The organism is Solirubrobacter soli DSM 22325 (assembly GCF_000423665.1).
Classification (GTDB): Bacteria; Actinomycetota; Thermoleophilia; order Solirubrobacterales; family Solirubrobacteraceae; genus Solirubrobacter; species Solirubrobacter soli.
In genome coordinates this window covers 504,443-527,168 of sequence record NZ_AUIK01000008.1, presented here as the reverse complement: position 1 = coordinate 527,168, position 22,726 = coordinate 504,443, and the positions used below count along the sequence as shown (strand labels likewise).

Here is a 22,726-nt window from a genome sequence, read left to right as displayed (position 1 = left end):
CCATGAAGTTCGGCCTCCCTAACGGGTAGATATGACGGTATGACGCGGGGTCACCAGATCCTCAACCTCACGGGTGTCTTCCTGCCGTTGTTCGGCGTGCTGGTCGCCGTCGTCCTGCTCTGGGACAAGGCGGTGGGCTGGACCTCGCTCGCCGTCCTGGCCGTGATGTACGTCATCTCGGTGATGGGGGTGACGCTCGGCTTCCATCGTCTGCTCACCCACCGCTCGTTCGCAACCTACAAACCAGTGCAGTATGCGCTCGCGATCATCGGCTCGATGGCGGTGCAGGGCCCGGTCATGAACTGGGTCGCCGATCACCGCAAGCACCACGCGCACACCGACCAGGAGGGCGATCCGCACACGCCCCACGGCCACGGCTCAGGCCTCAAGGGCGCGGTCACGGGCCTCTGGTACGCGCACATGGGCTGGCTGTTCGAGCGCTCCGGGACGAGCGAGCACCAGCGCTACTGCCGCGACCTCTACGAGGACCGCGGGATGCAGTTCATCCACAAGACGTTCGGGCTCTGGGTGGCGGTTGGCATCGCGCTCCCGGCCGCGATCGGCCTGGCGATCACCGGCACGTGGCGGGGCGCGTTCGAGGCCGCCCTGTGGGGTGGCGCGGTGCGGGTCTTCCTCGGCCACCACGTCACCTGGTCGATCAACTCGGTCTGCCACTTCTTCGGGACCCGGCGCTTCGACGTCGAGGACCACTCGACCAACGTGTTCTGGCTCTCCGTGCTGAGCATGGGGGAGAGCTGGCACCACAACCACCACACGTTCCCGCGCAGCGCCTTCCACGGTCTCAAGAGCTGGGAGATCGACCCGACGGGGCTGGTGATCCGCGTGATGCGGCGGTTCAAGCTCGCCTGGAACGTGGTCGAGATCACGCCTGAGCGCCAGCAGGAGAAGCTGGCCCGGGCGGCTACTCCAGTGCCGAGTCGATGAGCTTGCGGATCTCCGTCGCCGCGTCCTGGATGCGGACGGCGAACTCGCGCCGGTCCGACTGAGAGATCTCGCGGTCGCCGGCCAGCACCTCGGCGAAGCCGGCGACGATCGTCAGCGGCGTCCGCAGGTCGTGGCGCAGCTTTCTGCGGGTCTCGGCGTCGAGGACGAGGTCGTTGTCGTTCACTGCGAGCCCGTCGGGGCGGAGATGAAGCCCTCGCGCAGGGCGATGGCGATCGCGTGCACCCGCGTGTTGGCCTCCAGCTTGTTCATCGCGTTGCGGATGTGGGTCTTGATCGTCTCGGGGCTCAGGTAGAGGCGCTCGGCCACCTGCTCGCCGGTCAGGCCCTGCGCGAGCAGGTCCATGATCTCGCGTTCGCGGTTGGAGAGGCCCTTCTGCGTCTTGGTGGCCTTGCTGGACAGCAGCGCCGGGTGCAGGCGTGGGTCGACGTAGGTCCCGCCCTCGGCGACCGTGGTGATCGCCGTGCGCAGCTCGATCTGCGTGCCCTCTTTGAGCGCGTAGCCGCGCGCGCCGGAGTCGAGGCCCTTGATCAGCAGCTCGATCTCGTTCGAGCCGGTGTAGAGCACGATCCGGCGGTCCGGGTCGGCGTCGATCAGCTGCGCCGTCAGCTCGATCCCCGATTCGTCGCCGAGACGGATGTCGATCAGCGAGACGTCCGGGTTCAGGCGCTCGACCAGCTCGCGGCCCTCGGTCGCCGAACCGGCCGTCCCGAGCACCTCGATGCCGTCGCGACCGAGCAGCAGTTCGAGACCCTCACGGAGGGCCTGGTGATCTTCGACGAGAACAAGGCGTAACGGCATGGCAACAAACGGCGGAATTTCCGGCGCGGTTGAAGGTTACGGAGCCCGCCGCACTCTAAGGTGTCGCGCAGTTTGGCGAAGGACACGGAAAAGCTGATCCGTCAGCTGTCGCTGATCTCGTATCTCATGGCAGAGCGCCGTCCGGTGACGGCTACGGAGATCCGCCGCGACGTCGAGGGATACTCGGATATGACCGAGGATGCCTTCGCGCGGCGTTTTTATGCGGACAGAGCGGAGCTCGACGCACTCGGAATCCACCTGTCCGTCGACAAGCCCGCGGACGGGTTCTCCGAGCAGGAGAACTACTCGCTCGCGCCGGAGGCATTCCACCTGCCGCCGATCGCGTTCACCGACTCCGAGCGCGCCGCGCTGCAGACGGCGCTGACGCTGCTCGACGGCGAGTTCGCCTACGCCGAGCCGCTGCGCCTGGCGCTCCAGCAGATCACGTGGGGCCGGCCGTCGCCGCTGGGCAGCGACTCGCGCCAGACGATCGGCCTGGGCATCACGGCCTCGGCCGGCGGCGGCGAGGTCAGCGCGCGGCTGGCGAAGATCGACACCGCGATCTACCGGCGCAAGCGGATCGAGTTCGAGTACCACACGATGCAGAGCGACGAGACCGCCCTGCGTCGCGTCGACCCGTACCACTTGCTCTTCGAGGGCGGGCAGTTCTATCTGGTCGGGTATGCGCATGAGCGTAAAGGCGTTCGCGTCTTCCGTCTTTCTCGCATACGGGGCAAGGTCGCCTACGCGACCAAGGCCGAGCACGACTTCCAGCGCCCCTCGGACTTCGACCCCCGCGGCTACGCGAACCGGATTCCGTGGCAGCTGGGCGACGAGATCGGCGTGGCCGAGGTCGAGGTCCCCGAGGACGTCGCGTGGTACGTGGAGCGCCAATACGGCGCGTACGGCACGCTCGACGGGGGTGTGTTCCGCACCGGGTACGCGCTTCCGCGGCTGCTGATCTCGTGGGCGCTGAGCTTCGGCCTGCGGATCCTCGGGCCGGCGGCGCTGGTGGACGAGGCGCGGCGGCGCGTCGACGAGCTGATCGAGGCACATCGCGGTGAGGCGCCGGTGGCGGTCGCCTCCGGGCTCGTCCCGGCTCCGGCGCCGGTCGTGGAGTCCAACGGGCGTGGGCGGGGCGCGGACGCGGCGATCCGGCCGGAGCGCTTCGCGCGGCTCGTGACCCTGGCGTCGGTGCTGATCGCCGCGGGCCGGGCGGGTGAGACGCTGCAGCTGAAGGCCGTCTGCGAGCAGCTGAAGATGTCGCCGCAGGAGCTCCGCGAGGACATCTCGGTGCTGAACGTCGTCAACTTCGGCGGTGGCGCGTACGTGATCTACGCCGAGGTGCTGCCGAGCGGCGAGATCGAGGTCGACCCGGAGCCCTACTCGGACACGTTCGACCACCCGGCTCGGCTGCTGCCGATCGAGGCCAAGGCGCTGGTCGCGGCGATCGACCTGATCGGCCTGGTGCAGGCCGACCTGCGCACCGCTCGCTCGAAGGTCGTCGACGCGCTGGGGTTCGACCCGGTCGAGGAAGGCCTGCAGATCGTCTCCCCGATCGCGCACGACGACATCACGCACACGGTCGAGCTCGCGGTGCACGAGAACCGGCTGCTCGAGCTCGAGTACTGGACCCAGGCGTCGGACCGCTACTCCGAGCGGGTCGTCGAGCCGTATGCCTTGTTCAACGGCAAGGACTCCTGGTACGTGGCCGCCTGGGAGGAGGGCCGCGGGCTCCGGCACTTCCGGCTGGACCGCATCAAGAGCGCGGCGGCGCGGGTGGAGCACTTCGAGCCGCGGGCGGGGCTGAACCCGATCGCCGACATCGCGGGCTGGCCGCGCACCGGCACGGTCGGCGGCTCGCGGGTGGCGCGGGTGCTGATCTCGGCCGAGCAGGCGCGGTGGGTGCGCGAGCAGCGCACCGTCCTGGCCGAGCTGCCCGACGGGCGGATCATCGTCGAGATCACGTTCAAAGGCATCGAGTTCCTGGTGCGCGAGGTCCTGAAGGAGGCGGGCGACGCGGTCGTGCTCGAGCCCGCCGACGCGCGCGAGGCCGTGTTGACGGCCGCCGAGGGCCTGATCGCCCGGGCGACATGAGTTCCCGCCGCGCTTTGATCGCGATGTCCGAGGTCGAGGTCGCGGCGTTCCTCGACGAGCAGCGGACCGTGACCTGCGCGACCATCGGGCGCGACGCCTGGCCGCACATGATGCCGCTCTGGTTCGTCGTCCGCGACGGCGAGATCTGGGGCTGGACGTACGGCAAGTCCCAGAAGGTGCGCAACTTGGAGCGCGACTCGCGCTGCACGCTCCAGGTCGAGACCGGCGAGACGTACGACCAGCTGCGCGGCGTGATGATGAAGTGCGTCTGCGCGATCCACCGCGACCCGGTCGTCGTGGCGGGTGTGGGGACGGAGCTCGGCACGCGCTACGGGTCAGGCGGGTACGAGGTGACGCCGGCGCAGGCCTCCAAGCGGGTGGCGCTGCAGTTCATCGTCAGCCACACCGCCTCCTGGGACCACCGGAAGCTCGTGGGCGGCTAGCGCCCGCGGAGCGCGCCGCCACCTCGCGGCGCGACGCCGGCCGTCGCCACCTCGCGCCGCCGGAGCCACGCGCCGGCCGCCGCCGCCTCGCGCCGCGGGAGCCACGCGCCGGCCGCCGCCACCTCGCGCCGCGGGAACCACGCGCCGGCCGCCGCCACCTCGCGGCCGCCCCACCCCTCGCGGCCCTAGCGGCCGCGGAGCGCCGCGAGCGCCCCGTCGAGGTGGCGGCGGAGGATTCCGGTCGCGTCTTCGCCGTCGGCGATCGCCTGCGCCAGCTCGCGATGCTCGGCGGTGATGGTCGCCTTGCGCTCATCGGTGCGTGAGCCGACGCGCAGCATGCGGCGCTGGCGGTCGCGCAGCGTGTCGTAGAGGCCGAGCAGGATCTCGTTGCCGGTGCCGGCCACGAGCGCGCGGTGGAAGGCGCGGTCGGCCTCGACGAAGTCCTTCTCGCCCGGGTCGGCGAGCGCGGCCAGCTCCGCGCCGAGCTGTGGCGAGGCCTGCTCCAGCGCGTGCCGCTCGATCACCCAGCGCGCCTCGATGACCTCCTCGGCCTCCCGCGGCGAGATCGGTGTGACCACCGCTCCGCGTTTGGGATACAGCGTCAGGTACCCCTCGGCCTCGAGCTGCCCGAACGCGGTCCGCACGGGCGTCCGGCTGACGCCGAGCTCTTGCGCGACGTCGTTCTCCGACAGCAGCCACGTCCCCGGCAGTCTCCCGTCGAGGATCCGCTCCTTGACGTGCTCGTACGCCCGCCGGCTGGCGCTCACCTTCGGCCGCTCTCCCATCGGGTCCGGCGGCCACTCCAGGTCGTCCTCTCCCATGCACACATGATGCACACACCTCGCATACCGGTGCCAGACACGTGCATGCGGCTTGTATGCAGGGGACAGACCCCGGTATGCGACTTGTATGCAAGTTGGATACCATGCGGATGCATGAACGCGGCGTGGCGGATGTGGGGCTTGGCGGCGGCCTTCTACCTGGTGGCGATCTTCCATCGGATGAGCCTCGGCGTGGCCTCGCTGGACGCCAGCGCGCGGTTCGGGGTGTCGACGAGCGCGATCGCCGTGTTGTCGACCGTGCAGCTGGCGGTCTATCTGGCGATGCAGGTGCCGGCGGGCGTGTTGGCCGACCGGCTCGGGCCGCGCCGGTCGCTGACGGTCGGGCTGCTGGCGATGGGTGTGGGTGAGCTGCTGTTCGCGTTCAGCCCCGCCCTCGGGCCGGCGATCGCCGGGCGGGCGCTCGTGGGCGCGGGTGACGCCTGCATGTTCCTCAACGTCCTGCGCGTCGCGGCGCACTGGCTCCCGCCGCGACGGTACGCGCTGGCGACGGCGCTGACGGCGGCGTGCGGCGCGTTCGGGCAACTGCTCAGCACCGCGCCGCTGAGCGCCGCTTTGAGCGACGTCGGCTGGACGCCGACGTTCGCCGCCAGCGGTGTGCTCACCGCGGTTCTCGCGATCCTCGCCGTCAACCGCTTGCAGGACCGCCCGGACGGCGCGGCCGAGCCGTCGCGCGGCGCGCTCGCGCTGCGGCGGACCTGGCAGGCCCCCGCGACCCGCCACGGTCTCTGGGTGCACTTCGCGCTGATGGCGCCGTTCGTGACGCTGACCGGCCTGTGGGCGTTCCCGTACCTCGTCGAGGACCAGCACCTCGGCCGCGGCACCGCCGCCGCGCTCCTGGCCGGCGCCGTGCTCGCGTTCGGCCTCTCCGCGCCGGTGTTGGGATCACTCGCCGGCCGGCGCCCGCAGCGGCGAGGCCCGTTGACCAGCGGCGCCGCGCTGCTGACCGTCGCCGGGCTCACCCTCCTCCTCGCCTGGCCCGGCGGCCACCCGCCGGTCGAGGTCCTCGCCGCCGTCCTGTGCTTGACCGGCGCGGGCGGAGCGACCTCGATGCTCGCGTTCGACATCGCCCGCGAGGGTGGCGGCAGCGCGTCGGGCATGGTGAACGTCGGCGGCTTCGGGGCGGCGATCGTCGCCCAGTCGGCGATCGGGCTGCTCGTCTCGATCCATCTCGACTACCGGGTCGCGCTGTTGCCGCTGGCGCTGCTGTGTGCCTATGGCGCGGTCCAGGCGACGCGCCACGCGGGCCTGGCTGTCGTTCGCGCTTAGGGGGTCGCGGGGTCAGGCGGCGGCGCGGGTGGCCCCGAACCAGGCGCCCCCGCCGAGCACGCGGTCCCAGCCCGACCAGTTCGACCCGTCCGGGAGCTCCTTCTCCAACCGATCGAACGAGCCCAGGCGCCCGCCGAGGTTGTCGATCATGTGCACGAGGGTCGCTTCGCGGGTGCAGGGGACGACCGGTGAGCCGTGCTCGAGTTGCCCGTGGTGGGAGAGGATGATGTGCAGGACCGCGACGGCGAGGTCGGGCGGGAAGCCCGGGAGGTCCTCGATCAGCCGGCGGACGCGGTAGTAGCCGAGCGCGATCTCGCCCTGGAGCTTGCCGATGTCGGTGAGGTCGATCGCCAGCGGGTCGGCGGTGTAGGCGTCGAGCTTGCCGATGTCGTGCAGCAGTGCGCCGGTCACGGCGACGTCGCGGTCCACGCCGCCGAACGTCGCGGAGATGGCGCTCACGCTCTGGGCGACCGTCAGCGAGTGCTCGAGCAGGCCGTGGCGGTAGGCCTGGTGGTAGCGCTTCGCGGCCGGGGCCTCGCGGAACAGCGCCCAGGTCCCGGTGCCGGCGCCGAAGACGGCGTCCAGCAGGGCGCGCAGGTGCGAGCACTGGATCGTCGCGATCAGCTCGCGCAGGTCGGACTCCATGCGCTCGACCGGGATCCGCGGACCGTCCAGCAGGTCGTCGAGCGCGTACTCGTCCGGCTCGGCGACGCGCAGCGCGTCCACGACCAGCCGGCCGCGGCCCTCGACCCGCCCGCTCACCCGCACGCACAGGCCGGGAGCGACATCCCCGCGCGGCGCGGCCTCGAGCGTGCCCGTGCGGTCCCCGAGGACGAGCTTGCGGGGCTCGGCGGCGCGGACCATCAGGACCTGGTCGATCTCCTGCCCGGGGGTGAGCTCTCGGACGCGCACGAGCGCAAACCCTAGGCACGGGTTCGGACGATACGGTGCCACGTATGCCCGGCCACACCGCACTTGTCACCGGCGGCGCAGGAGGTCTCGGCCGCCACGTCGTCGCCGCACTGCTCGCCGACGGCTGGCGGGTCGTGGTGCCCGTCGAGGCCGGTTCGGACCTCGAGCCGCGCCAAGGCATGAGCACGGTCGTCGCCGACCTCACCGACCCGGACGATGTCGCCCGCGCGGTGCGCGCCGCCGGGGACATCCGCACGCTCGTCAACCTCGTCGGCGGGTTCGCCGCCGACCAGCCGGTGGACGAGACGCCGATCCACGAGTTCGAGCGGCTGTTCGCGCTCAACGTGCGCCCCACGTACCTCGTCACCCAGGCGGTGCTGCCGCACCTCAAGCACGCGGGCGGCGGCTCGATCGTCTGCACCGGCGCGGCGTCCGCGCTGACCCCGTTCGCCGGCGGCGCGGGCTACACCTCCTCCAAGGCGGCGGTGATCGCGTTCGCGAAGGCGGTCGCGGCCGAGGGCGCCCCGCACGGCGTGCGCTGCAACGTGATCCTGCCGACGCTGATCGACACGCAGGCCAATCGCGACGCGATGCCCGCCTCGGAGCACCACAAGCTCGTCCCGCCGGAGAAGATCGCCTCGGTCGTCGCGTTCCTGTGCAGTGATCGCAGCTCGGCCATCAATGGGGCGGCGATCCCGGTCTGAAGTCGGTTGACGGATGGTCGGTCCGACCGATGTGGTGCAGCCGCCAGTGGCGCGAGGCGCTGCGGATGTGCCGCAGCGGGCGTACCGGTATCCGTCAGGCGGCTTCTAGCCGCCGTAGAACTTGATCGCGCGCTTGGCGAGCGCGTTGGTGTCGCGGCGGTTGGAGACGGAATTGAACGCGATCGCGAAGCCCGGGATCATCCGGCCCGCCATCTTCTTGCCCGACGACTTGCCGACCATCTTGGCCAGCTTGTAGGCGATCGCCTCGTCGCGCTGCATCTTCCCGCCGATCCACGCCTCGGCGACGGTCACGCCGAGGCCGTCGAGCGCGTGCCGCGCCTCGCCGGGGGTCGCGTAGAGCCCGTTCAGCACCAGGAGCTCGGCGGGGCGCATCGGATCCCTCGGGTCGAACCCGTACGCGGCGGCGACGAAGAACACCATCCGCGACTGGATCCAGGCGAGTCCGAGCAGGTCCGGGATCATCGTGATGATGCCGCCGACGCCGGTCGCGGCGCCTTCGATCGACGCCATGTTGATATGACGCCGACGCGCCATCTGCGCGAGCGTCTTCGGGTCGGTGCCGTAGACGCGGCGGCGCTTGCCCGCCCACAGCTCGGCGGCTGGGGCGTGGATCTCGGAGGCGGCGAGGGCGACGTGCTCCGGGGCTCGCAGCGGGTCGGCGCGGAGCCGCTCCCACAGGCGGGGCGGCGGCTCCTGGGCCGTTTCCTCGGCCGAGATGAACTCGCTGCTCACAGAGCCGCCCCGGGGGTCCCCGGTACCTGCGCTCGATGCCGCAGCACCGGGTTGCCGGGGTCAGTCACTCGTCCAACATAGTTGACCCGGTGTCCGGGACAGCCGATGAGGGGGTATGTCCTGGGATATGGCTTCTGTCGTCGAGCACCGCATCCAGGTCGCGGGATTCTCCACCCGCGCGCTGGAGGTCGACGGCGGCACCCCGGGCATCGTCCTGCTTCATGGCTGGAGCGACTCGGCCGACACCTGGCGCCCGCTGCTGGCGCAACTCGGCGCCCGCGGGCGGCGCGCGATCGCGGTCGACCTGCCGGGCTTCGGCGAGGCCGCCCGCCTGCACGACGGCGCCGTCCTCCCGCAGCTGGACGCCTTCGCGGCCGACCTCGTGGAGACCTGGGCGGACAAGGAGCCCGTGGTCGTGGCGGGGACGAGCCTCGGCGGCTGCGTCGCGCTGCGGCTCGCCGAGCACCCGGGCAATGTGCGGCTCGCCGGCGTGGTTCCGGTGGCGCCGGACGGGTTGGAACTTCCCTCCTGGTTCGATCCGATCGAGGAGGACCCGATCGTCCGCCGGCTGCTGTCGATCCCGGTTCCCGTTCCCGGCGTCCTCGTGCGCCGCGCGCGGTCGAGCGCGTACCGCCACTTCAGCTTCCAGGATCCCACCGACACGCAGAAGGCCGTCGTCGACGCCTTCAGCCGCAGCGGCGAGACCCGCGCGGACCTCGCCGCGCTGCTGCGCGACGGCCGCGAGCTGGCGCCTGAGCTCTCGCACGCCCCGTTCGACCTCGTGGGCATCCGCTGCCCCGTGCTGCTCGTGTGGGGCGCCCACGACCGGATGCTCCCGGCCAGCGACGCGCGGATCGCGCTCGGATCGCTCCCGAGCACCCAGGTCGCGCTGATCGAGGGCGCCGGCCGCCGCCCGCAGCTCGAGGCGACGGGTCGATTGCTCGAATTGCTTCTCCCGTTCGGTACCTGACCGCGCAATTACCGTTGCGTCAGCAGCGGCCCGGCTACGCTCTTGCGACCATGCTGCGCCGTCTCATTACCGCGTCATTCGCGCTCTTCCTCGTCACCGCCGCAACCGCGAACGCCGCCGAGCCGCGCATCGCCGCCAACGTCACCGCCGGTGGAACCGACGTCTCGGGGCTCACGCTCGCCGAGGCGGCCGGGAAGCTCTACAACACGCACAGCTTCAACACCGGCCGCCCGCTGTCGACCCACGTGGCGGGTCACAAGTACGCCGTCAGCCCGGCGGACCTGGGCTTCGTCTTCGACGTCAACAAGTCCGCCCGCCGCGCCTACAACGCGGGCCTGAAGCCGCACGACAAGGTCGTCGACGTCCCGCTGTTCATCACGTTCGACCAGGCGAAGGTCGACGCGTACGCGAACAAGGTCGCGGCTGACATCAAGCGCGACGCCCGCGACGCCCGGGTGGACATCAAGCTCAAGAGCATCGGCAAGGTCAAGTCCAAGGACGGGCGCGCGATCGACGCTACGAAGCTCTCCGCGAGCGTCGGCGCCGCGCTGGCGGACCCGAACACGGACCGCATCCTCGCCCCCAAGCTGAAGGTGATCAAGCCGAAGGTCACGACCGGCGGCCTCTCGAAGGCCTACGGGACGATCATCACCATCGACCGCGGCAACTTCAAGCTGCGCCTGTTCAAGGGCCTGAAGCTGTCCAAGACCTACGGCGTGGCGGTCGGCATGCCCGCCTATCCGACGCCGACCGGGCTCTTCTCGATCGCCAACAAGGCCGTCAACCCGGCCTGGACCGCGCCGAACTCGCCGTGGGCGGGCGCCTACGCCAACGAGACGGTCGAAGGCGGCGCCGCGGACAACCCGCTGAAGGCGCGCTGGATGGGGATCGTCAACGGCGTGGGCATCCACGGGACCGGCGCTCCGGGGTCGATCGGCTCGCGCGCTTCCCACGGCTGCATCCGCATGACCGTGCCGGACGTCATCGATCTCTATCCGCGCGTTCCCGTCGGAACGCCCGTCCTGATCGGAAACTGACACGCACCCGCCCTGCGGGTCCGGGTAGGGTCGCGCCAGGATGCAGGTGACGCAAAGCCTTCTCGACGGTCTCGCCGAGTCCGCGCGAGCGCACGGACGCCTCGGTCTCGATACCGAGTTCATGCCGGAGGGGCGCTACAAGCCCCTCCTGTGCCTGGTGCAGATCGTCGTCGGCGAGCAGGTCGAGGTGCTCGACCCGATCGTGGACGCCTTCGACCCGACCCCGCTGGCGGAGGTCCTGGCGGATCCCGCGATCGAGATCGTCCTGCACGCGGGACGGCAGGATGTTGCGATCCTGCGACGCGAGTGGCGCACGACGTTCACCAACGTCTTCGACACCCAGGTCGCCGCGGGCTTCGCGGGCTTCTCCGCCCAGGCGGGCTACAACGGCCTGCTGCACGACGTCCTGCGCATCCGCCTGCCCAAGACGGCGAGCTTCACCCGCTGGGACGCGCGGCCGCTGACCGAGGAGCAGGTCGCCTACGCGCGCGGTGACGTCGAGCACCTGCTGCCGCTGGCCGACGACATCCAGCGCCGGCTCACCGACCGCGGCCGGCTCGAGTGGGCGCGCGAGGAATGCGTCGCGATCGCCGAGGCGACGGACGAGCGCGACCCCGACGAGGTCTGGCGCCGGCTCCCGCGGGTGAGCGGGCTCGACCCGCGCGAGCGCGCGGTCGCGCAGGCGATCGCCGGCTGGCGCGAGCGCACCGCCGCCAAGGAGGACCGCCCGGTCGGCGCGATCCTGCGCGACCCGACCGTCGTCGAGCTCGCCAAGCGCCAGCCGAAGGGCCGCCGCGACCTCTCGCAGATCCGCGGCATCACGCCCGACGTCGTCCGCCGCCGCGGCGACGACGTGATGTCCGCGATCGAGCGCGGCCTCGAGGCCGAGCCGATCCGCCTCGAGGAGTCCGACCGCAGCTCGACGGAGGCCGTCGACGGCCCGACGATCGCGCTCGCCGAGTCGCTCGTGCGCTCGCGGGCGCAGGAGGCCGGGCTCGCCTACGAGCTGATCGCCGCGCGTGCCGACCTCTCTCCGGTGGTCGTCGCCGCCCGCAAGGGCGGTCCCGAGCCCGAGGTGCGCACGCTGCAGGGCTGGCGCCGCGAGCTCGTCGGCGCGGAGCTGCTCGAGCTCCTCGCCGGCAGGCGCACCCTCGGCGTCGGCCAAGGCGGCCGCGTCGAGGTCAACGAGGCCTGAGGCCGCGTTGAAGCATTCCGGTGCGCCCGCTGCGGCACATCCGCGGCGTCTCGCACCACCCACGCTGCTCACGGCCCAGAGGGCCGCATCGCGAGCGCGTGCGACGCGAGCCACTGGCGGCTGCACCACATCGGTCGGACCGACCATGCTTCAACGAGGCCTGAGGCCGCCCATCACCGCCTCGAGGACCTCGGCCGGGTTGCCGATCGCCGCGGCGTCGCCGCCGGAGATGATCAGCCGGTAGATGAACGGCCCGACCATCAGGTCGACGGCCAGGTCGGAGTCCACGTCGGCGCGGATCTCGCCGCGCGCCTTCGCGCGCTCCACGATCCCGCGCACGACGCGGCGGCGCGGCTCGACGAGGTGCTCGTGGAAGAGCGCGTGCATCTCGGCATCGCCCGCGACCTCCGACAGCAGCCGGGGCATCAGCGTCAGCGCACCGGTCCGGGCGGCGCCGGCCAGCACATTGGCGGCCGTCGCCGCGAAGTCGCCGGCGACGCTGCCCGTGTCGTCCGGCAACGGGATGTCGGAGTTGAGGTGCACGATCGCCGCGCGCACGAGCTCCTCCTTGGAGCCGTACCGGCGATAGAGCGTCGCCTTGCCGACTCCGGACTTCTCGCGCACGGCCTCCATCGTCAACGCTGCGTAGCCGTGCGCGGCGAGGAGCTCGAGCGCGGCGTGCAGGATCGCCACGTCCGCCTCGGCCGAGCGCGGCCGCCCGGGCGGCCGCGCCGCATCGTGCGCGGCGGCGCTCAAGCCGGGACGGCCTCCCGCGCCACGGCGCGCTCCCGCGAGGGCAGGAAGACGGCCGCCGCGAGCGCGCCCGCCAGGGCGACCGCGGCGGCGACGAGCGCGGCCGCGTGCATGCCGGACAGGAACGCGTCCTGGGCGGTCGCGGCGAGCCGGCCGTCGCCCAGGCGCTCCGCGACCGCCATCCCGCCCGCGAGCGAGTCCTGCGCGATCTCGCGCGCCTGCGGCGGCAGCGAAGCGACGGCCGAGTCCATGTCCCCACGGTACCCGCTGGCCAGGATCGAGCCGAGGACCGCGACGCCCAGCGCGCCGCCCGCGACGCGGTTGGTGTCATTGATCGCCGAGCCCACGCTCATCTTCGCGGCGGGCAGCGAGCCCATGATCGCGTCGGTCGCCGGAGCCATGGCGCTCGCCATGCCGAAGCCGAGCAGCACGAGCGTCCCGGCGATCAGGCCGTAGCCGGAGGTCGCGTCGGCCAGCGTGAGCAGGTACAGCGCGCCCGACACGAGCGTCAGGCCGAACGGGACGACCACGCGGATCCCGAGGCGCTCGGTGAGCTTGGCCGAGAACGGCCCGCCGACCACCAGGCCGACGGCGACCGGGAGCGTGCGGATGCCGGCGTCCAGCGCCGAGTAGCCGCGGACCTCCTGCAGGTACTGCGTGAGGAAGAAGATCACGCCGAACAGGGCGAAGAACGCGAGCGAGATCGCCGTGCTGGAGGCGCTGAAGCGGGGGTTGCGGAACAGGGCGAGGTCGAGCATCGGTGCCGGCGCGCGGCGCTCCCACCACACGAACGCGCCGATCATCAGCACGGCGAACGCGAAGGAGCCGACGACGAGGCCGTCGGTCCACCCGCGCGAGGGCGCCTCGATCAGGCCCCACACGAGCGACGTCAACGCCACGAACGACAGGGCGAAGCCGCGCGGGTCGAGCTTGGGCTCGGTCTCGTCACGGCTCTCGGGGACCAGCCGGCGGCCCGCGATCCATGCGACGACGACGATCGGGACGTTGACGAGGAAGATCCAGCTCCAGCTCGCGTGCTCGATCAGCCAGCCGCCGGCGACCGGCCCGATCGCGATGCCGATGCCGGAGACGCCGGACCAGATGCCGATCGCCTTCCCGCGCTCGTTCGCGGGGAACGTCGCGGTCAGGATCGACAGCGTCGACGGCATGATCAGCGCGCCGCCGATGCCCATCAACCCGCGCATCGCGATCAGAAGCTCCGGGGTCCCGGCGAGCGCTGAACCGAGTGACCCGGCGCCGAAGATCAGCAGGCCGAGCGACAGCGCCCGCTTGCGGCCGAAGCGGTCGCCGAGCGAGCCCGCGGTCAGCAGCACCCCCGCGAAGACGAGCATGTAGACGTCGACGATCCACTGCAGCTGCGACGAGGACGCGTCGAGGTCGCGCTGCATCGTCGGGAGCGCGACGTTGAGGATCGTGTTGTCCAGCCCGATCACGAGCAGCGACAGGCAGAGGACGGTGAGCGTCCACCAGCGACGCGGGTCAGGTTCAGATACGAGACTGTTCCGTTTCATATCGCGCACCGTAGGGCATGCAGATAAGAAACGCAAGCGTTCCGTTTCGAAAGTGCTTAATGAGCCGCTGGGGAAGCGCTTAACGAGATTTGAGAGTCGGCTTAGCGCAGCCTTGAGGAAGGCCTACAAGATGGTCTCCGTGCTCACCGCCGTGGTCGACACCCTCCCGACCCTCCTGGCCATGGCGGCCGCCGCGCTCTTCGCCGTGATGGCGTGGGCCGGGGGCAGTACACACTGATTCGCGGCAGACCCTCTCAATCCACAGCCGCGACCCTCATAGCCGCGGCGCCCGGAATTCCCTCTCCTCCGGGCGCCGCGGCACCCTCTTTTAAAAGGCCGTCCAGCCGAGGATGCCCAGCGAGTCGACGCTCGCCGTCGACAGGCCGAGGTACGACAGCGAGTAGAGCTTGTCGCCGATCACCAGCGACCGCTCGACCGGCGCGTCCTCCGGGCGGGCCGGGACGTGGTGCGTGATCCGGCCGGCCTCCGCGAGGGCATTGGCCTCCACGTGCACGCCGACCGCGCCGACGAACGGCGGCTGGTAGCTGGTCAGCGGCAACATCGCGAGCTTCTTCGGCGCCCAGTACAGGAACGCGTGCGGCTCGTTCTCCACGCTCGTGTAGCTGTTGGCGAACAGCAGCTTCGTGACCTCGGTCGGAGCGGCCAGGTTGGAGACGTCGAACAGCGACACCTTCGCGCTCTGGCCGTCGCGGCCGATGCCGAGGAGCCGGTCGCTGCCGATCGGGTACAGGTACGAGGAGTAGCCGGGGATCTTGAGCTCGCCGGCGACCCGCGGCGCGGCCGGGTTCGACAGGTCGAGCGTGTACAGCGGGTCGATCTGGCGGAACGTGACGACGTACCCCCGCTCGCCCATGAAGCGCACGCCGAAGATCCGCTCGCCCGCGCCGAGTCCGCCGACCGCGCCGATCTGGTTGAGCTTGTTGCCGTCCTGGCGCAGGACGGTGACGCGGCTCGACGACTGCGCGGTCGGGCCGGCGGTCTGCCACGGCGGGTCCTCGATCGTGGCGACGCGCAGGTCCCCGTTGTACTCGGAGAGCGCGTAGTTGTTGAGGATGAAGCCCGGGACCGACCCGCTCGCCTTGTAGACGGTCTTCGACGGGTCCGAGACGTCGAACCGGTGGATCTCGGTGCGCGTCCCCTCCGGCACGTCGGTGCCGAGCTCGAGCGCGCGGACGTACCGGCGGCTGGCCACGTAGAGGCTGCCGGTCGAGCCGTAGACGACCTGCGCGCCGGCCATCACGCCGTCGCGGTCGAGCGAGTACATGCCGCGGTCGAGGTCGACCGTCAGGATCGCCAGCAGATCCAGCCCGGCGAACTGGTTCGGGTGCGTGACCGAGTCGCACGGCGCGAGGTTGCGCCGGAACGTGTTGCCGGAGATGTTCGAGTGCAGCGTCGTCTTGCCGAGGAAGTCGGCGAGCTTGGCCTGCTCGGCGGCGTCGTCGGGCGTCTCTCCCTCGGCGGGGATGATCGGCTCCGGGACGTAGTCGATCACCAGGCGCGCGGTGCCGCCGTTCTGGCGCGCGTCGACGAAGCGGCCCGGCACCTCCATCGTGCGCATGACCTTCGGCGGGCCGGAGACGTCGATCTCGGTGACGATCGTCGTGCTCTGCAGCGGCGCCACCGTGGGCGCGATCGGCGGCTCGACCGGGAGCCCGGTCGGCGACGCGCCCTTGTTGGCGATCACGAGGACGCGGTCGCCGCGCAGGAGCAGCCGGTGCTCGTTGCCGTCGAGCTTGAGCGTGCCGGTCACCGTGCTCGTCGCCGGGTCGATCACCCGCAGCGTCGCGTCGGTGACGGCGAAGATCCGCCGGCCGTCGGTCTTGATGACGTCCGGCTCGTCGACGTCGGCCTCCTGCGTGTTCGTCCCCGAGAAGTCCGGGACGTCGGCGCGCCCGCCGACCTCACCCGCGGCCGGCGCCGGCGCGGTGGGCGGGACGACGCCGCCGACCGTCTGGTTGTCGGTCGTTATCGGCGTCGGCATCGACGCGATCGGGGGCGTCGTGAGGATCACCGGCGAGCCGGGCATGGCCCGCCCGACGACGCCGACCCCGCCGTCGGTGCGCATGGCGCCCGCTCGCGCGTACTCGACGAGCGACTGGCAGGACGAGAAGGCCTTCAGCCGTGGCCTGGCCTTGGTCGCCGCGTCGGCGGTGTCCACCGCGAGCAGCGCCAGGATGAGAGATGCCGACGCGACGATTCGCATCGGCCCACCGTACTCAGCAGGAGCCCTTTTGCGCCAGCTTTGACCGGTAGGTCTGCATCGCGCTGTGGGTCATGTCCCCGTGGGTCTGGTTCTTGAGCCGCTCGACGCGCTCCTTGTGGTACGGCGAGCTGAGGCTCTCGGCGTGCCCGATGACGTTCTTGACGTCGATGTCGTAGCGGCAGCGCAGCCAGCGCGTGAGCCGCAGGGAGGCCGCCATCTGCTTGCTGTTGTTGAGCACCTGGGAGTCGGACGAGCCCACGTGCTCGATGCCGATCGCCGTGTAGTTGAGCCCGACCGTGTGCCGGCACATGATCGAGCGCGGGACGAGCTGGTAGATCGTCCCGTCCTTGTCGATCACGTAGTGCGCGCAGGTCCCGGGCAGCTCGCCGAGCTCCGCGTCGGGCGTGTCGGGCGCGAACGTGTTCCACGTCTGCTGAAAGGTCGCCGTGACCGTGTAGTGCTCGACGATCACCTTCGGATCGCGCAGGCGGTAGGAGTCGATCCCGTAGTGGCGCTTGGCGTACGCCTGCATCTCCTGCTTGCGCTTGGCGCCGAACGGGATCGGCTTCTGCACGATCGTCGGCTGCGGCGCGCTGAGGGCCGCGATCAGCGCGGCGATGAAGGCGACCATGTAAACACCGTACGAAGCGCCCGTCCAATTGGGAGGTTGGAATGCGTAAGTCCGTCGTGCTCGCGTTGCTGGCCGTCTTGCTGGTGCCGGGGGTCGCCCGCGGCGCCGACTGGGTCGGACTCGGGGACTCCTACGCGGCAGGACCGTTGATCCCCAACCAGTCGCTGAGCCCGCTGGGGTGCCTGCGCTCGAGCCACAACTTCGCCCACATCGCCGCCGCCAACCGCGGCATGTCGCTCGCCGACGCCTCCTGCAGCGGCGCCAAGACGACGCACATGACCGCGTCGCAGAGCACCGACGCGGGCACGAACCCGCCGCAGTTCGACGCGCTGTCCGCCGCCACCAAGGTCGTCTCGCTGCAGATCGGCGGGAACGACATCGGCTTCACCGAGATCCTCCAGAACTGCGTGACCTACAACCCGTTCTCGCATCCCTGCCAGGACCGCTACGGGACCGGCGCGAACGATCAGATCAACGCCCGCATCGCCGCGACCGCGCCGAAGGTCGCCGCGGTCATCCAGGGCATCCACCAGCGCTCGCCGTCCGCCAAGGTCCTGGTGGTCAACTACGCGGCGATCCTGCCCGAGAGCGGCAACGGTTGCTGGCCGCAGGTGCCGCTCGCCTACGCCGACGTGCCGTACCTGCGCGGCAAGCAGAAGGCGCTCAACGCGATGTTGCAGACCGCCGCGGCGAACAACGGGGCGACGTACGTCGACGACTACACGGCGTCGATCGGCAAGGACGCGTGCAAGTCCTCCGGCACCCGGTGGGTCGAGCCGCTGGTGCCTCAGAACGCGGCCGCGCCGTTCCACCCCAACGCCCGCGGTGAGGCGGGCGTCGCGGTGGTCGTGACGGCGGCGTCGAGTTAGCGGCGCTTGAGCTTGGACGCGGCGGCGCGCACCTGCTTGCGGGCGAACTTCGCGCCGTCGGCGTCCCAGCGCACGCACTTCTGGCCGTCGGCGGTGCAGACGCGGCCGAAGTGCATCGGCTCGCCGCCGACCGTGCCCTTCGAGCGGATCAGCCACGTGCCGTCACCGCGCTTGGAGTAGGTGATCGCCATGTTGCCGCGGACGTCGGCGTCGTCGCCACCGACGACCGTGTGCTGCTCGGCGCGCACGCCGCCCGCGGCCTCGATGGCCTCGAACGCGACCTGCGGGTCGGACTGGAACTTCAGGCACCTGGCGTCGTCGTCGCCGGGGCCGCCGGTCGACCACTCGCAGCTCAGCGTGTCGACCGTCGCGCCGCCCGCGTCGAGGATCGAGACGTCGACGGCGACGGGCCGGTCGATCGCCTCCTGCGGGACCGGCTCGACGGACCCGCCGCCTCCGGCCTGGGCGAACGCCGTGCCGGCGAGGCCGAGTGTGGCTACCACGGTGGCGCTGAGAATCTTGGTTCGCATACCTTCAACGTCGAGCCGCCACCGATCCGGTGTCGCACCTTCGACTCTTTTCAGAACATGCGACACCTCAGACGAGATCCGGCGTCACTGCAATGGATGGCACGTGACGAGCGACTGATCGAGCGGGCGGGCGCGGGCGACGAGGCGGCGTTCACGGAGCTCGTCGAGCGCCATCGCGACCCGCTGCTGCGCTACGTCGCGCGGCGCTTCGGGTCAGAGCTGGCGGAGGACGCCGTGCAGGAGGCGCTGCTCTCCGCCCACCGCGCGCTCTTGGCCGGGACCCGGCCGGCGGACGCACGCGCGTGGCTGTCGACGATCGCCTGGCGGCGGGCGCTCGACCTGACCCGCCGCGAGCGTTCCGCGCTGCCGCTGGACGCCGACGTCGTCGCCGCGCCCGCGCTGGAGCCCGAGGCGCGCGCGATCCAGGCCAACGAGCTCGGCCGCGTCGTGGCCGCGTTCGCCGAGTTGCCCGAGCGCCAGCGGGCGGCGCTGCGCCTGAGCGCGCTCGAGGGGCGCTCGCTGGAGGAGATCGGCGACGCGCTGGACGTGGCGCCGGACACGGCGAAGTCGCTCGTCGCCCGCTCGCGCCGCACGCTCACCCACCGGCTGGCCGCGGCCGACCTCGGCTGCGACGCCGTGCGGGTGCAGATGGAGGAGTCCGCGGCGCGCGGCGTGCGACTCACCGGCGAGGTCACGCTGCACCTGCGCGGCTGCCGGTCCTGCGCCCGCGCGCATCGCGAGATCCGCCGCCGCCGGCGGGTGCGGGTCGCGCTCGTGATGCCGTTCGGGCTCGCGCTCAAGCTCGGCAAGTTCCGCGACTTCATGGCGTTCAACCCCGCCTGGGAGGCGCAGGCGAGCGCGGCGAAGCTCTGCACCGCGGCGTGCCTGACCGCGGTCAGCGCCGGAACCGTCGCGGCCCCCGCCGTGGTGATCCTCCCGAAGCCGACCCCGAAGCCGATGACGGCGAGGATCGTCCCGCGCAAGGTCCACGTGCAGAAGGTCCGCCAGCTCCCCACGCCGACGCCCACGCCGACCTACACGCCCACGCCGTACGCCACGCCGGTGTGGACGCCCACGCCGGTCCCGACGACGGTGCAGCGCGCCACGGGCAAGTTCCCCAGCGTCGCGGTCGCGGGCGGCGGATCGGACGGGTAGCCGAACCTAAAGCCGGCCTGCTCCCTTTTATCTTCGGTTTATGGCCGACTTCCACAGCGAGACCATGTCCGTGATCACGAACGACATGGCGCCGGGGGCGGGCCCGGCGCTGCACAAGCATCCCTACGAGGAGGTCTTCGTGATCGTCGAGGGCGAGGCGACGTTCACGCTCGGCGACGAGACGCTCGTGGTCCGCGGTGGGGACACGCCGGTGATCGCTCCGCCCGACACGCCGCACGCGTTCAAGAACACCGGGACGGGACGGCTGGTGACCGTCGACATCCACGCCAGCCCGGTGTTCAAGACCGAGTGGCTGTGAGCGCCGCGCGGCCGAGTGCGCCCGCCGTCGGGTAGCGCTCGTCGGGATCCTTGGCCATCGCCGTGCGGACGACGTCGTCGAGCGCGCGCGGCGCGTCCGGGGCGTGCTCGGAGACGATCGGCGGCGGTTCGTCCATGTGGGCGAGCATCGTCGCCGCGCTGACCGGACGCGGGAACGGGACGATCCCGGTCACGGCCTGGTAGAGCATGCAGCCGAGCGCGTAGACGTCGACGCGCGCGTCGATCGTCTCGCCCAGCAGCTGCTCGGGCGCCGCGTAGTCGCAGGAGCCGAGGAAGCTGCCCGCGCGGGTCAGCGGCTCCGCCGCGTTGGAGACGTTCTTCATCAGCCCGAAGTCGGTGAGGATGCAGTGCATCTCGTCGCCCTCGCCCTCGATCAGGACGTTGGCGGGCTTGACGTCGCGGTGCACGATCCCGCGCGCGTGGGCGGCGTCGAGCGCGTCGGCGACCTGCGCGATCAGCCGCGCCGCGACCGCCGGCTCCAGCCGCCCGCGCTTGAGCAGCGTGGCGAGGTCCGAGCCCTCGACGTACTGCATCGTCACGTACAGCCGGCCGTCCTTGGCGCCCGCGCCGAAGACCCGCACGACGTTCGGGTGGCGGATCGAGACCTCCGCCTCGTACTCGCGCTGGAAGCGGATCCGGAACTCGCGGTCCTGGCTGAGCTCGGGCGCGATCACCTTCAGCGCGACGTCGCGCCCGTTCTGGCGCGCGCGGTAGACGACGCCCATCGCGCCGCGTCCCGCGACACCGACGATCTCGTGATCCGCGAAACTGGCGCCAACCGTGAGCTCTTCCATTGTCGATGCCGTTCGTACCACTCCCGCATGGGCGCGCGCAACGACCGACCGATGAGTTCTCACCTGGCGCGTCGTCTCACGGGGCATGAGCGCTAATACGCACGTCATGACGACCGACTTCGAGCAGGCCATCGAGCGGCACCGGCGCGAGTTGCACGTGCACTGCTACCGCATGCTCGGGTCCTTCGACGAGGCCGAGGACGCGATCCAGGAGGCGTTCCTGCGCGCGTGGCGCGCCCGTGACACGCAGACCGAGGAGATGAACCTCCGCGCGTGGCTGTACAAGATCGCCACCAACGTCTGTCTGGACGCGCTGCGCAAGAGCAAGCGCCAGGTCCCGGTGCTCGAGTCCAAGGCCGACATCCCGTGGCTGACGCCGTATCCGGACCGGCTGCTCGACGAGGTCGCGCCGGCCGAGCAGGAGCCGGACGCCGTCGTCGTCGCCCGCGAGACGATCGAGCTGACGTTCATCACGTTGATCCAACTGCTGCCGCCGCGCCAGCGCGCGGTCGTGATCCTGCGCGACGTGCTCGACTGGTCCGCCGCCGAGACCGCGGCGCTGCTGGAGATCAGCGTCGCTGCGGCCAACAGCGCGCTCCAGCGCGCCCGCGAGACCCTGCGGACCGAGCTCCCCGAGCGCCGTCCGGTCTCCGCCGACGCCCTCTCCGAGGACGAGCAGCGCCTGCTCGCCGGCTTCATCGCCGCCCACGAGGCCTGTGACGCCGAGGCGTCCGCCGCGCTGATGCGGGAGGACATCCGGATCACGATGCCGCCGCTCGCGATGGTCTACGACGGCCGCGACGCGATCGTGCCGCTGCTCGCACGCGCGTTCGGCGAACAGCGCGAGGGCGACTGGCGCCTGGTCCCGACCCGCGCGAACCGGATGCCCACCGCCGCCAGCTATCTCCGCCGCCCGGGCGAGACCGAGTGGCGCGCCTTCAAGTTCGACATCCTGCGCTGCGTGGACGGCGGGGTCGCCGAGATCACGACGTTCGGGCCCGCGCTGTTCGAGCAGTTCGGTCTGCCGGTCACCCTGTAGGGATGTTCAAGGACACGAAGGCTTTCAGCGGCTTCGCGGTCGATGACCTCGACGCGGCGCGCGAGTTCTACGGCTCCGTGCTCGGCATCGACGTCACGACCGAGGAGATGGGCCTCTTGACGCTCCACATCGCGGGCGACCGGCCCACGATCGTCTACCCGAAACCCGACTTCGAGCCGGCGACCTACACGATCTTGAACTTCCCCGTGCAGGACATCGCCGCCGCGGTCGACGCGCTTTCAGAGCGCGGCGTGGCGTTCGAACTCTACGACGGCTTCGGTCAGGACGAGCGCGGGATCTCGCGTCAGGAGGGCGGACCGGCGATCGCGTGGTTCCGCGATCCCGCCGGCAACATACTCTCGGTGCTGGAGGATCCCTCCTCCTCGTCGTAGCCGGCTCCGCGGATCTTCGCGACCACCACGAAGGCGACCATCGCGATGACGGGGGCGAGGTAGAGGAGGCTGGGAAGGAGTCCGACGACGCACGCGAGCATTGCGGGCGACCGTAGGGGCGCGGCGTGGGTTGAGCGTGAGAGCTACGACGAGCCGAGCAGGCGCTCGAGCAGGCGCGGCTCGGCCGGCCAGGCGGCGAGCAGGTCCTCGCGCGGGATCGCACGCGCCGCGTAGCGCAGCAGGAGGACGACGGCGACGACGTCGTCGAGCGGGCCGATCACGGGAAGAAACTCCGGTAACAGGTCGATCGGCGAGAGCACCCAGAGGATCGCGATCAGCAGCGCGACCTTCGATCTGCGGGGCACCGTCGGGTTGCCGCGCAGGCGCCTCGCGGTGGTCACGCAGGCGGGGAGGAACTCGGCGGCATCGCGCAGCAGGCCGGGCGGCAGCCGGCGCGCGAAGAGCACCATCGCGACCCACGACAG

26 protein-coding genes are annotated in these 22,726 nt (G+C 71.3%); 14 read left to right on the top strand and 12 right to left on the bottom strand.

Features of this window, described 5'->3' with window-relative positions:
• The first annotated feature begins 39 nt into the window (after window positions 1-39).
• The gene (locus G569_RS46170; protein ID WP_037494857.1) at window positions 40-945 is read left to right on the top strand and encodes an acyl-CoA desaturase; all 906 of its coding nucleotides are present in this window, start codon (window positions 40-42) and stop codon (window positions 943-945) included.
• On the opposite strand, the gene G569_RS0106695 is transcribed toward G569_RS46170, so the two are convergent.
• Window positions 923-1,129, bottom strand: coding sequence for a histidine kinase dimerization/phospho-acceptor domain-containing protein (locus tag G569_RS0106695; RefSeq protein ID WP_028062840.1), 207 nt, complete (start codon window positions 1,127-1,129; stop codon window positions 923-925). The two genes, G569_RS46170 and G569_RS0106695, sit on opposite strands and share 23 nt — an antisense overlap.
• Complete coding sequence (locus G569_RS0106690) at window positions 1,126-1,764, bottom strand: response regulator (protein WP_037494854.1); 639 nt, start codon at window positions 1,762-1,764, stop codon at window positions 1,126-1,128. Before G569_RS0106690 ends, G569_RS0106695 begins: the two co-directional genes overlap by 4 nt.
• A 189-nt stretch (window positions 1,765-1,953) precedes the next feature.
• On the opposite strand from G569_RS0106690, the gene G569_RS0106685 reads away from it, so the two are divergent.
• Window positions 1,954-3,861: a helix-turn-helix transcriptional regulator gene (locus G569_RS0106685; RefSeq protein WP_245602425.1), complete on the top strand. Its 1,908-nt coding sequence runs from the start codon at window positions 1,954-1,956 to the stop codon at window positions 3,859-3,861.
• Window positions 3,858-4,304 (top strand): pyridoxamine 5'-phosphate oxidase family protein, encoded by a 447-nt coding sequence (locus G569_RS0106680; protein ID WP_028062837.1) that lies wholly within the window; start codon window positions 3,858-3,860, stop codon window positions 4,302-4,304. Before G569_RS0106685 ends, G569_RS0106680 begins: the two co-directional genes overlap by 4 nt.
• A gap of 185 nt (window positions 4,305-4,489) precedes the next feature.
• Here G569_RS0106680 and G569_RS0106670 read toward each other — a convergent pair whose 3' ends face one another.
• A complete protein-coding gene (locus G569_RS0106670; protein ID WP_053225968.1) occupies window positions 4,490-5,125 on the bottom strand; it encodes a GntR family transcriptional regulator in 636 nt (211 codons plus the stop codon).
• Between the two features lie 114 nt (window positions 5,126-5,239).
• On the opposite strand from G569_RS0106670, the gene G569_RS46165 reads away from it, so the two are divergent.
• Window positions 5,240-6,412 (top strand): MFS transporter, encoded by a 1,173-nt coding sequence (locus G569_RS46165; protein ID WP_053225967.1) that lies wholly within the window; start codon window positions 5,240-5,242, stop codon window positions 6,410-6,412.
• A 12-nt stretch (window positions 6,413-6,424) separates the two neighbouring features.
• On the opposite strand, the gene G569_RS46160 is transcribed toward G569_RS46165, so the two are convergent.
• Complete coding sequence (locus G569_RS46160; RefSeq protein ID WP_053225966.1) at window positions 6,425-7,324, bottom strand: 3'-5' exoribonuclease YhaM family protein; 900 nt, start codon at window positions 7,322-7,324, stop codon at window positions 6,425-6,427.
• A gap of 44 nt (window positions 7,325-7,368) precedes the next feature.
• Between G569_RS46160 and G569_RS0106655 the strand changes: the two genes are divergently transcribed.
• Entirely contained in the window at window positions 7,369-8,028 is a 660-nt protein-coding gene (locus tag G569_RS0106655) for an SDR family NAD(P)-dependent oxidoreductase (protein WP_028062835.1), read from the top strand.
• 105 nt (window positions 8,029-8,133) lie between these two features.
• On the opposite strand, the gene G569_RS57410 is transcribed toward G569_RS0106655, so the two are convergent.
• Window positions 8,134-8,781, bottom strand: coding sequence for an EcsC family protein (locus G569_RS57410; protein WP_053225965.1), 648 nt, complete (start codon window positions 8,779-8,781; stop codon window positions 8,134-8,136).
• A 127-nt stretch (window positions 8,782-8,908) separates the two neighbouring features.
• Here G569_RS57410 and G569_RS46150 point away from each other — a divergent pair, with 127 nt between their 5' ends.
• The 3 genes from G569_RS46150 to G569_RS0106635 are packed head-to-tail and all read left to right on the top strand — an operon-like array spanning window position 8,909 to window position 11,983.
• Window positions 8,909-9,751 (top strand): alpha/beta fold hydrolase, encoded by an 843-nt coding sequence (locus G569_RS46150; protein ID WP_053225964.1) that lies wholly within the window; start codon window positions 8,909-8,911, stop codon window positions 9,749-9,751.
• A 50-nt stretch (window positions 9,752-9,801) separates the two neighbouring features.
• Window positions 9,802-10,788 carry a L,D-transpeptidase family protein gene (locus G569_RS64470; protein ID WP_053225963.1) on the top strand — a complete coding sequence of 329 codons (987 nt, stop codon included), beginning with the start codon at window positions 9,802-9,804 and terminating at the stop codon, window positions 10,786-10,788.
• Window positions 10,789-10,828: 40 nt separating this feature from the next.
• Window positions 10,829-11,983 (top strand): ribonuclease D, encoded by a 1,155-nt coding sequence (locus G569_RS0106635; RefSeq protein WP_028062833.1) that lies wholly within the window; start codon window positions 10,829-10,831, stop codon window positions 11,981-11,983.
• Window positions 11,984-12,133: 150 nt separating this feature from the next.
• On the opposite strand, the gene G569_RS46145 is transcribed toward G569_RS0106635, so the two are convergent.
• Window positions 12,134-12,739, bottom strand: a complete 606-nt coding sequence (locus tag G569_RS46145) for a TetR/AcrR family transcriptional regulator (RefSeq protein WP_053225962.1) — start codon at window positions 12,737-12,739, stop codon at window positions 12,134-12,136.
• Window positions 12,736-14,268, bottom strand: a complete 1,533-nt coding sequence (locus G569_RS46140; protein WP_064750274.1) for an MFS transporter — start codon at window positions 14,266-14,268, stop codon at window positions 12,736-12,738. The genes G569_RS46145 and G569_RS46140 overlap by 4 nt, the downstream gene beginning before the upstream one ends.
• A gap of 112 nt (window positions 14,269-14,380) precedes the next feature.
• Here G569_RS46140 and G569_RS65890 point away from each other — a divergent pair, with 112 nt between their 5' ends.
• A complete protein-coding gene (locus G569_RS65890; protein WP_306764995.1) occupies window positions 14,381-14,506 on the top strand; it encodes a hypothetical protein in 126 nt (41 codons plus the stop codon).
• Window positions 14,507-14,596: 90 nt separating this feature from the next.
• On the opposite strand, the gene G569_RS46130 is transcribed toward G569_RS65890, so the two are convergent.
• A complete protein-coding gene (locus G569_RS46130; protein WP_053225960.1) occupies window positions 14,597-16,492 on the bottom strand; it encodes a beta-propeller domain-containing protein in 1,896 nt (631 codons plus the stop codon).
• Window positions 16,493-16,505: 13 nt separating this feature from the next.
• The gene (locus G569_RS46125) at window positions 16,506-17,123 is read right to left on the bottom strand and encodes an N-acetylmuramoyl-L-alanine amidase (RefSeq protein ID WP_053225959.1); all 618 of its coding nucleotides are present in this window, start codon (window positions 17,121-17,123) and stop codon (window positions 16,506-16,508) included.
• 41 nt (window positions 17,124-17,164) lie between these two features.
• Between G569_RS46125 and G569_RS46120 the strand changes: the two genes are divergently transcribed.
• Entirely contained in the window at window positions 17,165-17,992 is an 828-nt protein-coding gene (locus tag G569_RS46120; protein WP_053225958.1) for an SGNH/GDSL hydrolase family protein, read from the top strand.
• Here G569_RS46120 and G569_RS0106600 read toward each other — a convergent pair.
• Complete coding sequence (locus G569_RS0106600) at window positions 17,989-18,522, bottom strand: hypothetical protein (RefSeq protein ID WP_028062832.1); 534 nt, start codon at window positions 18,520-18,522, stop codon at window positions 17,989-17,991. The two genes, G569_RS46120 and G569_RS0106600, sit on opposite strands and share 4 nt — an antisense overlap.
• Before the next feature lie 96 nt (window positions 18,523-18,618).
• Here G569_RS0106600 and G569_RS57400 point away from each other — a divergent pair, with 96 nt between their 5' ends.
• On the top strand, window positions 18,619-19,677 hold the full coding sequence (locus G569_RS57400) for an RNA polymerase sigma factor (RefSeq protein WP_053225957.1): 1,059 nt from the start codon (window positions 18,619-18,621) through the stop codon (window positions 19,675-19,677).
• A 40-nt stretch (window positions 19,678-19,717) separates the two neighbouring features.
• Complete coding sequence (locus tag G569_RS46110; RefSeq protein ID WP_053225956.1) at window positions 19,718-19,996, top strand: cupin domain-containing protein; 279 nt, start codon at window positions 19,718-19,720, stop codon at window positions 19,994-19,996.
• On the opposite strand, the gene G569_RS46105 is transcribed toward G569_RS46110, so the two are convergent.
• Entirely contained in the window at window positions 19,977-20,810 is an 834-nt protein-coding gene (locus G569_RS46105; RefSeq protein WP_053225955.1) for a serine/threonine-protein kinase, read from the bottom strand. The genes G569_RS46110 and G569_RS46105 overlap by 20 nt on opposite strands.
• 85 nt (window positions 20,811-20,895) lie before the next feature.
• On the opposite strand from G569_RS46105, the gene G569_RS0106580 reads away from it, so the two are divergent.
• Both G569_RS0106580 and G569_RS0106575 read left to right on the top strand, forming a co-directional pair.
• Window positions 20,896-21,849: an RNA polymerase subunit sigma-70 gene (locus tag G569_RS0106580; protein WP_084284339.1), complete on the top strand. Its 954-nt coding sequence runs from the start codon at window positions 20,896-20,898 to the stop codon at window positions 21,847-21,849.
• 2 nt (window positions 21,850-21,851) lie between these two features.
• Complete coding sequence (locus G569_RS0106575; protein ID WP_028062830.1) at window positions 21,852-22,241, top strand: VOC family protein; 390 nt, start codon at window positions 21,852-21,854, stop codon at window positions 22,239-22,241.
• Between the two features lie 143 nt (window positions 22,242-22,384).
• Here G569_RS0106575 and G569_RS0106570 read toward each other — a convergent pair whose 3' ends face one another.
• A complete protein-coding gene (locus tag G569_RS0106570; RefSeq protein WP_084284402.1) occupies window positions 22,385-22,711 on the bottom strand; it encodes a YkvA family protein in 327 nt (108 codons plus the stop codon).
• Window positions 22,712-22,726: the final 15 nt, after the last annotated feature.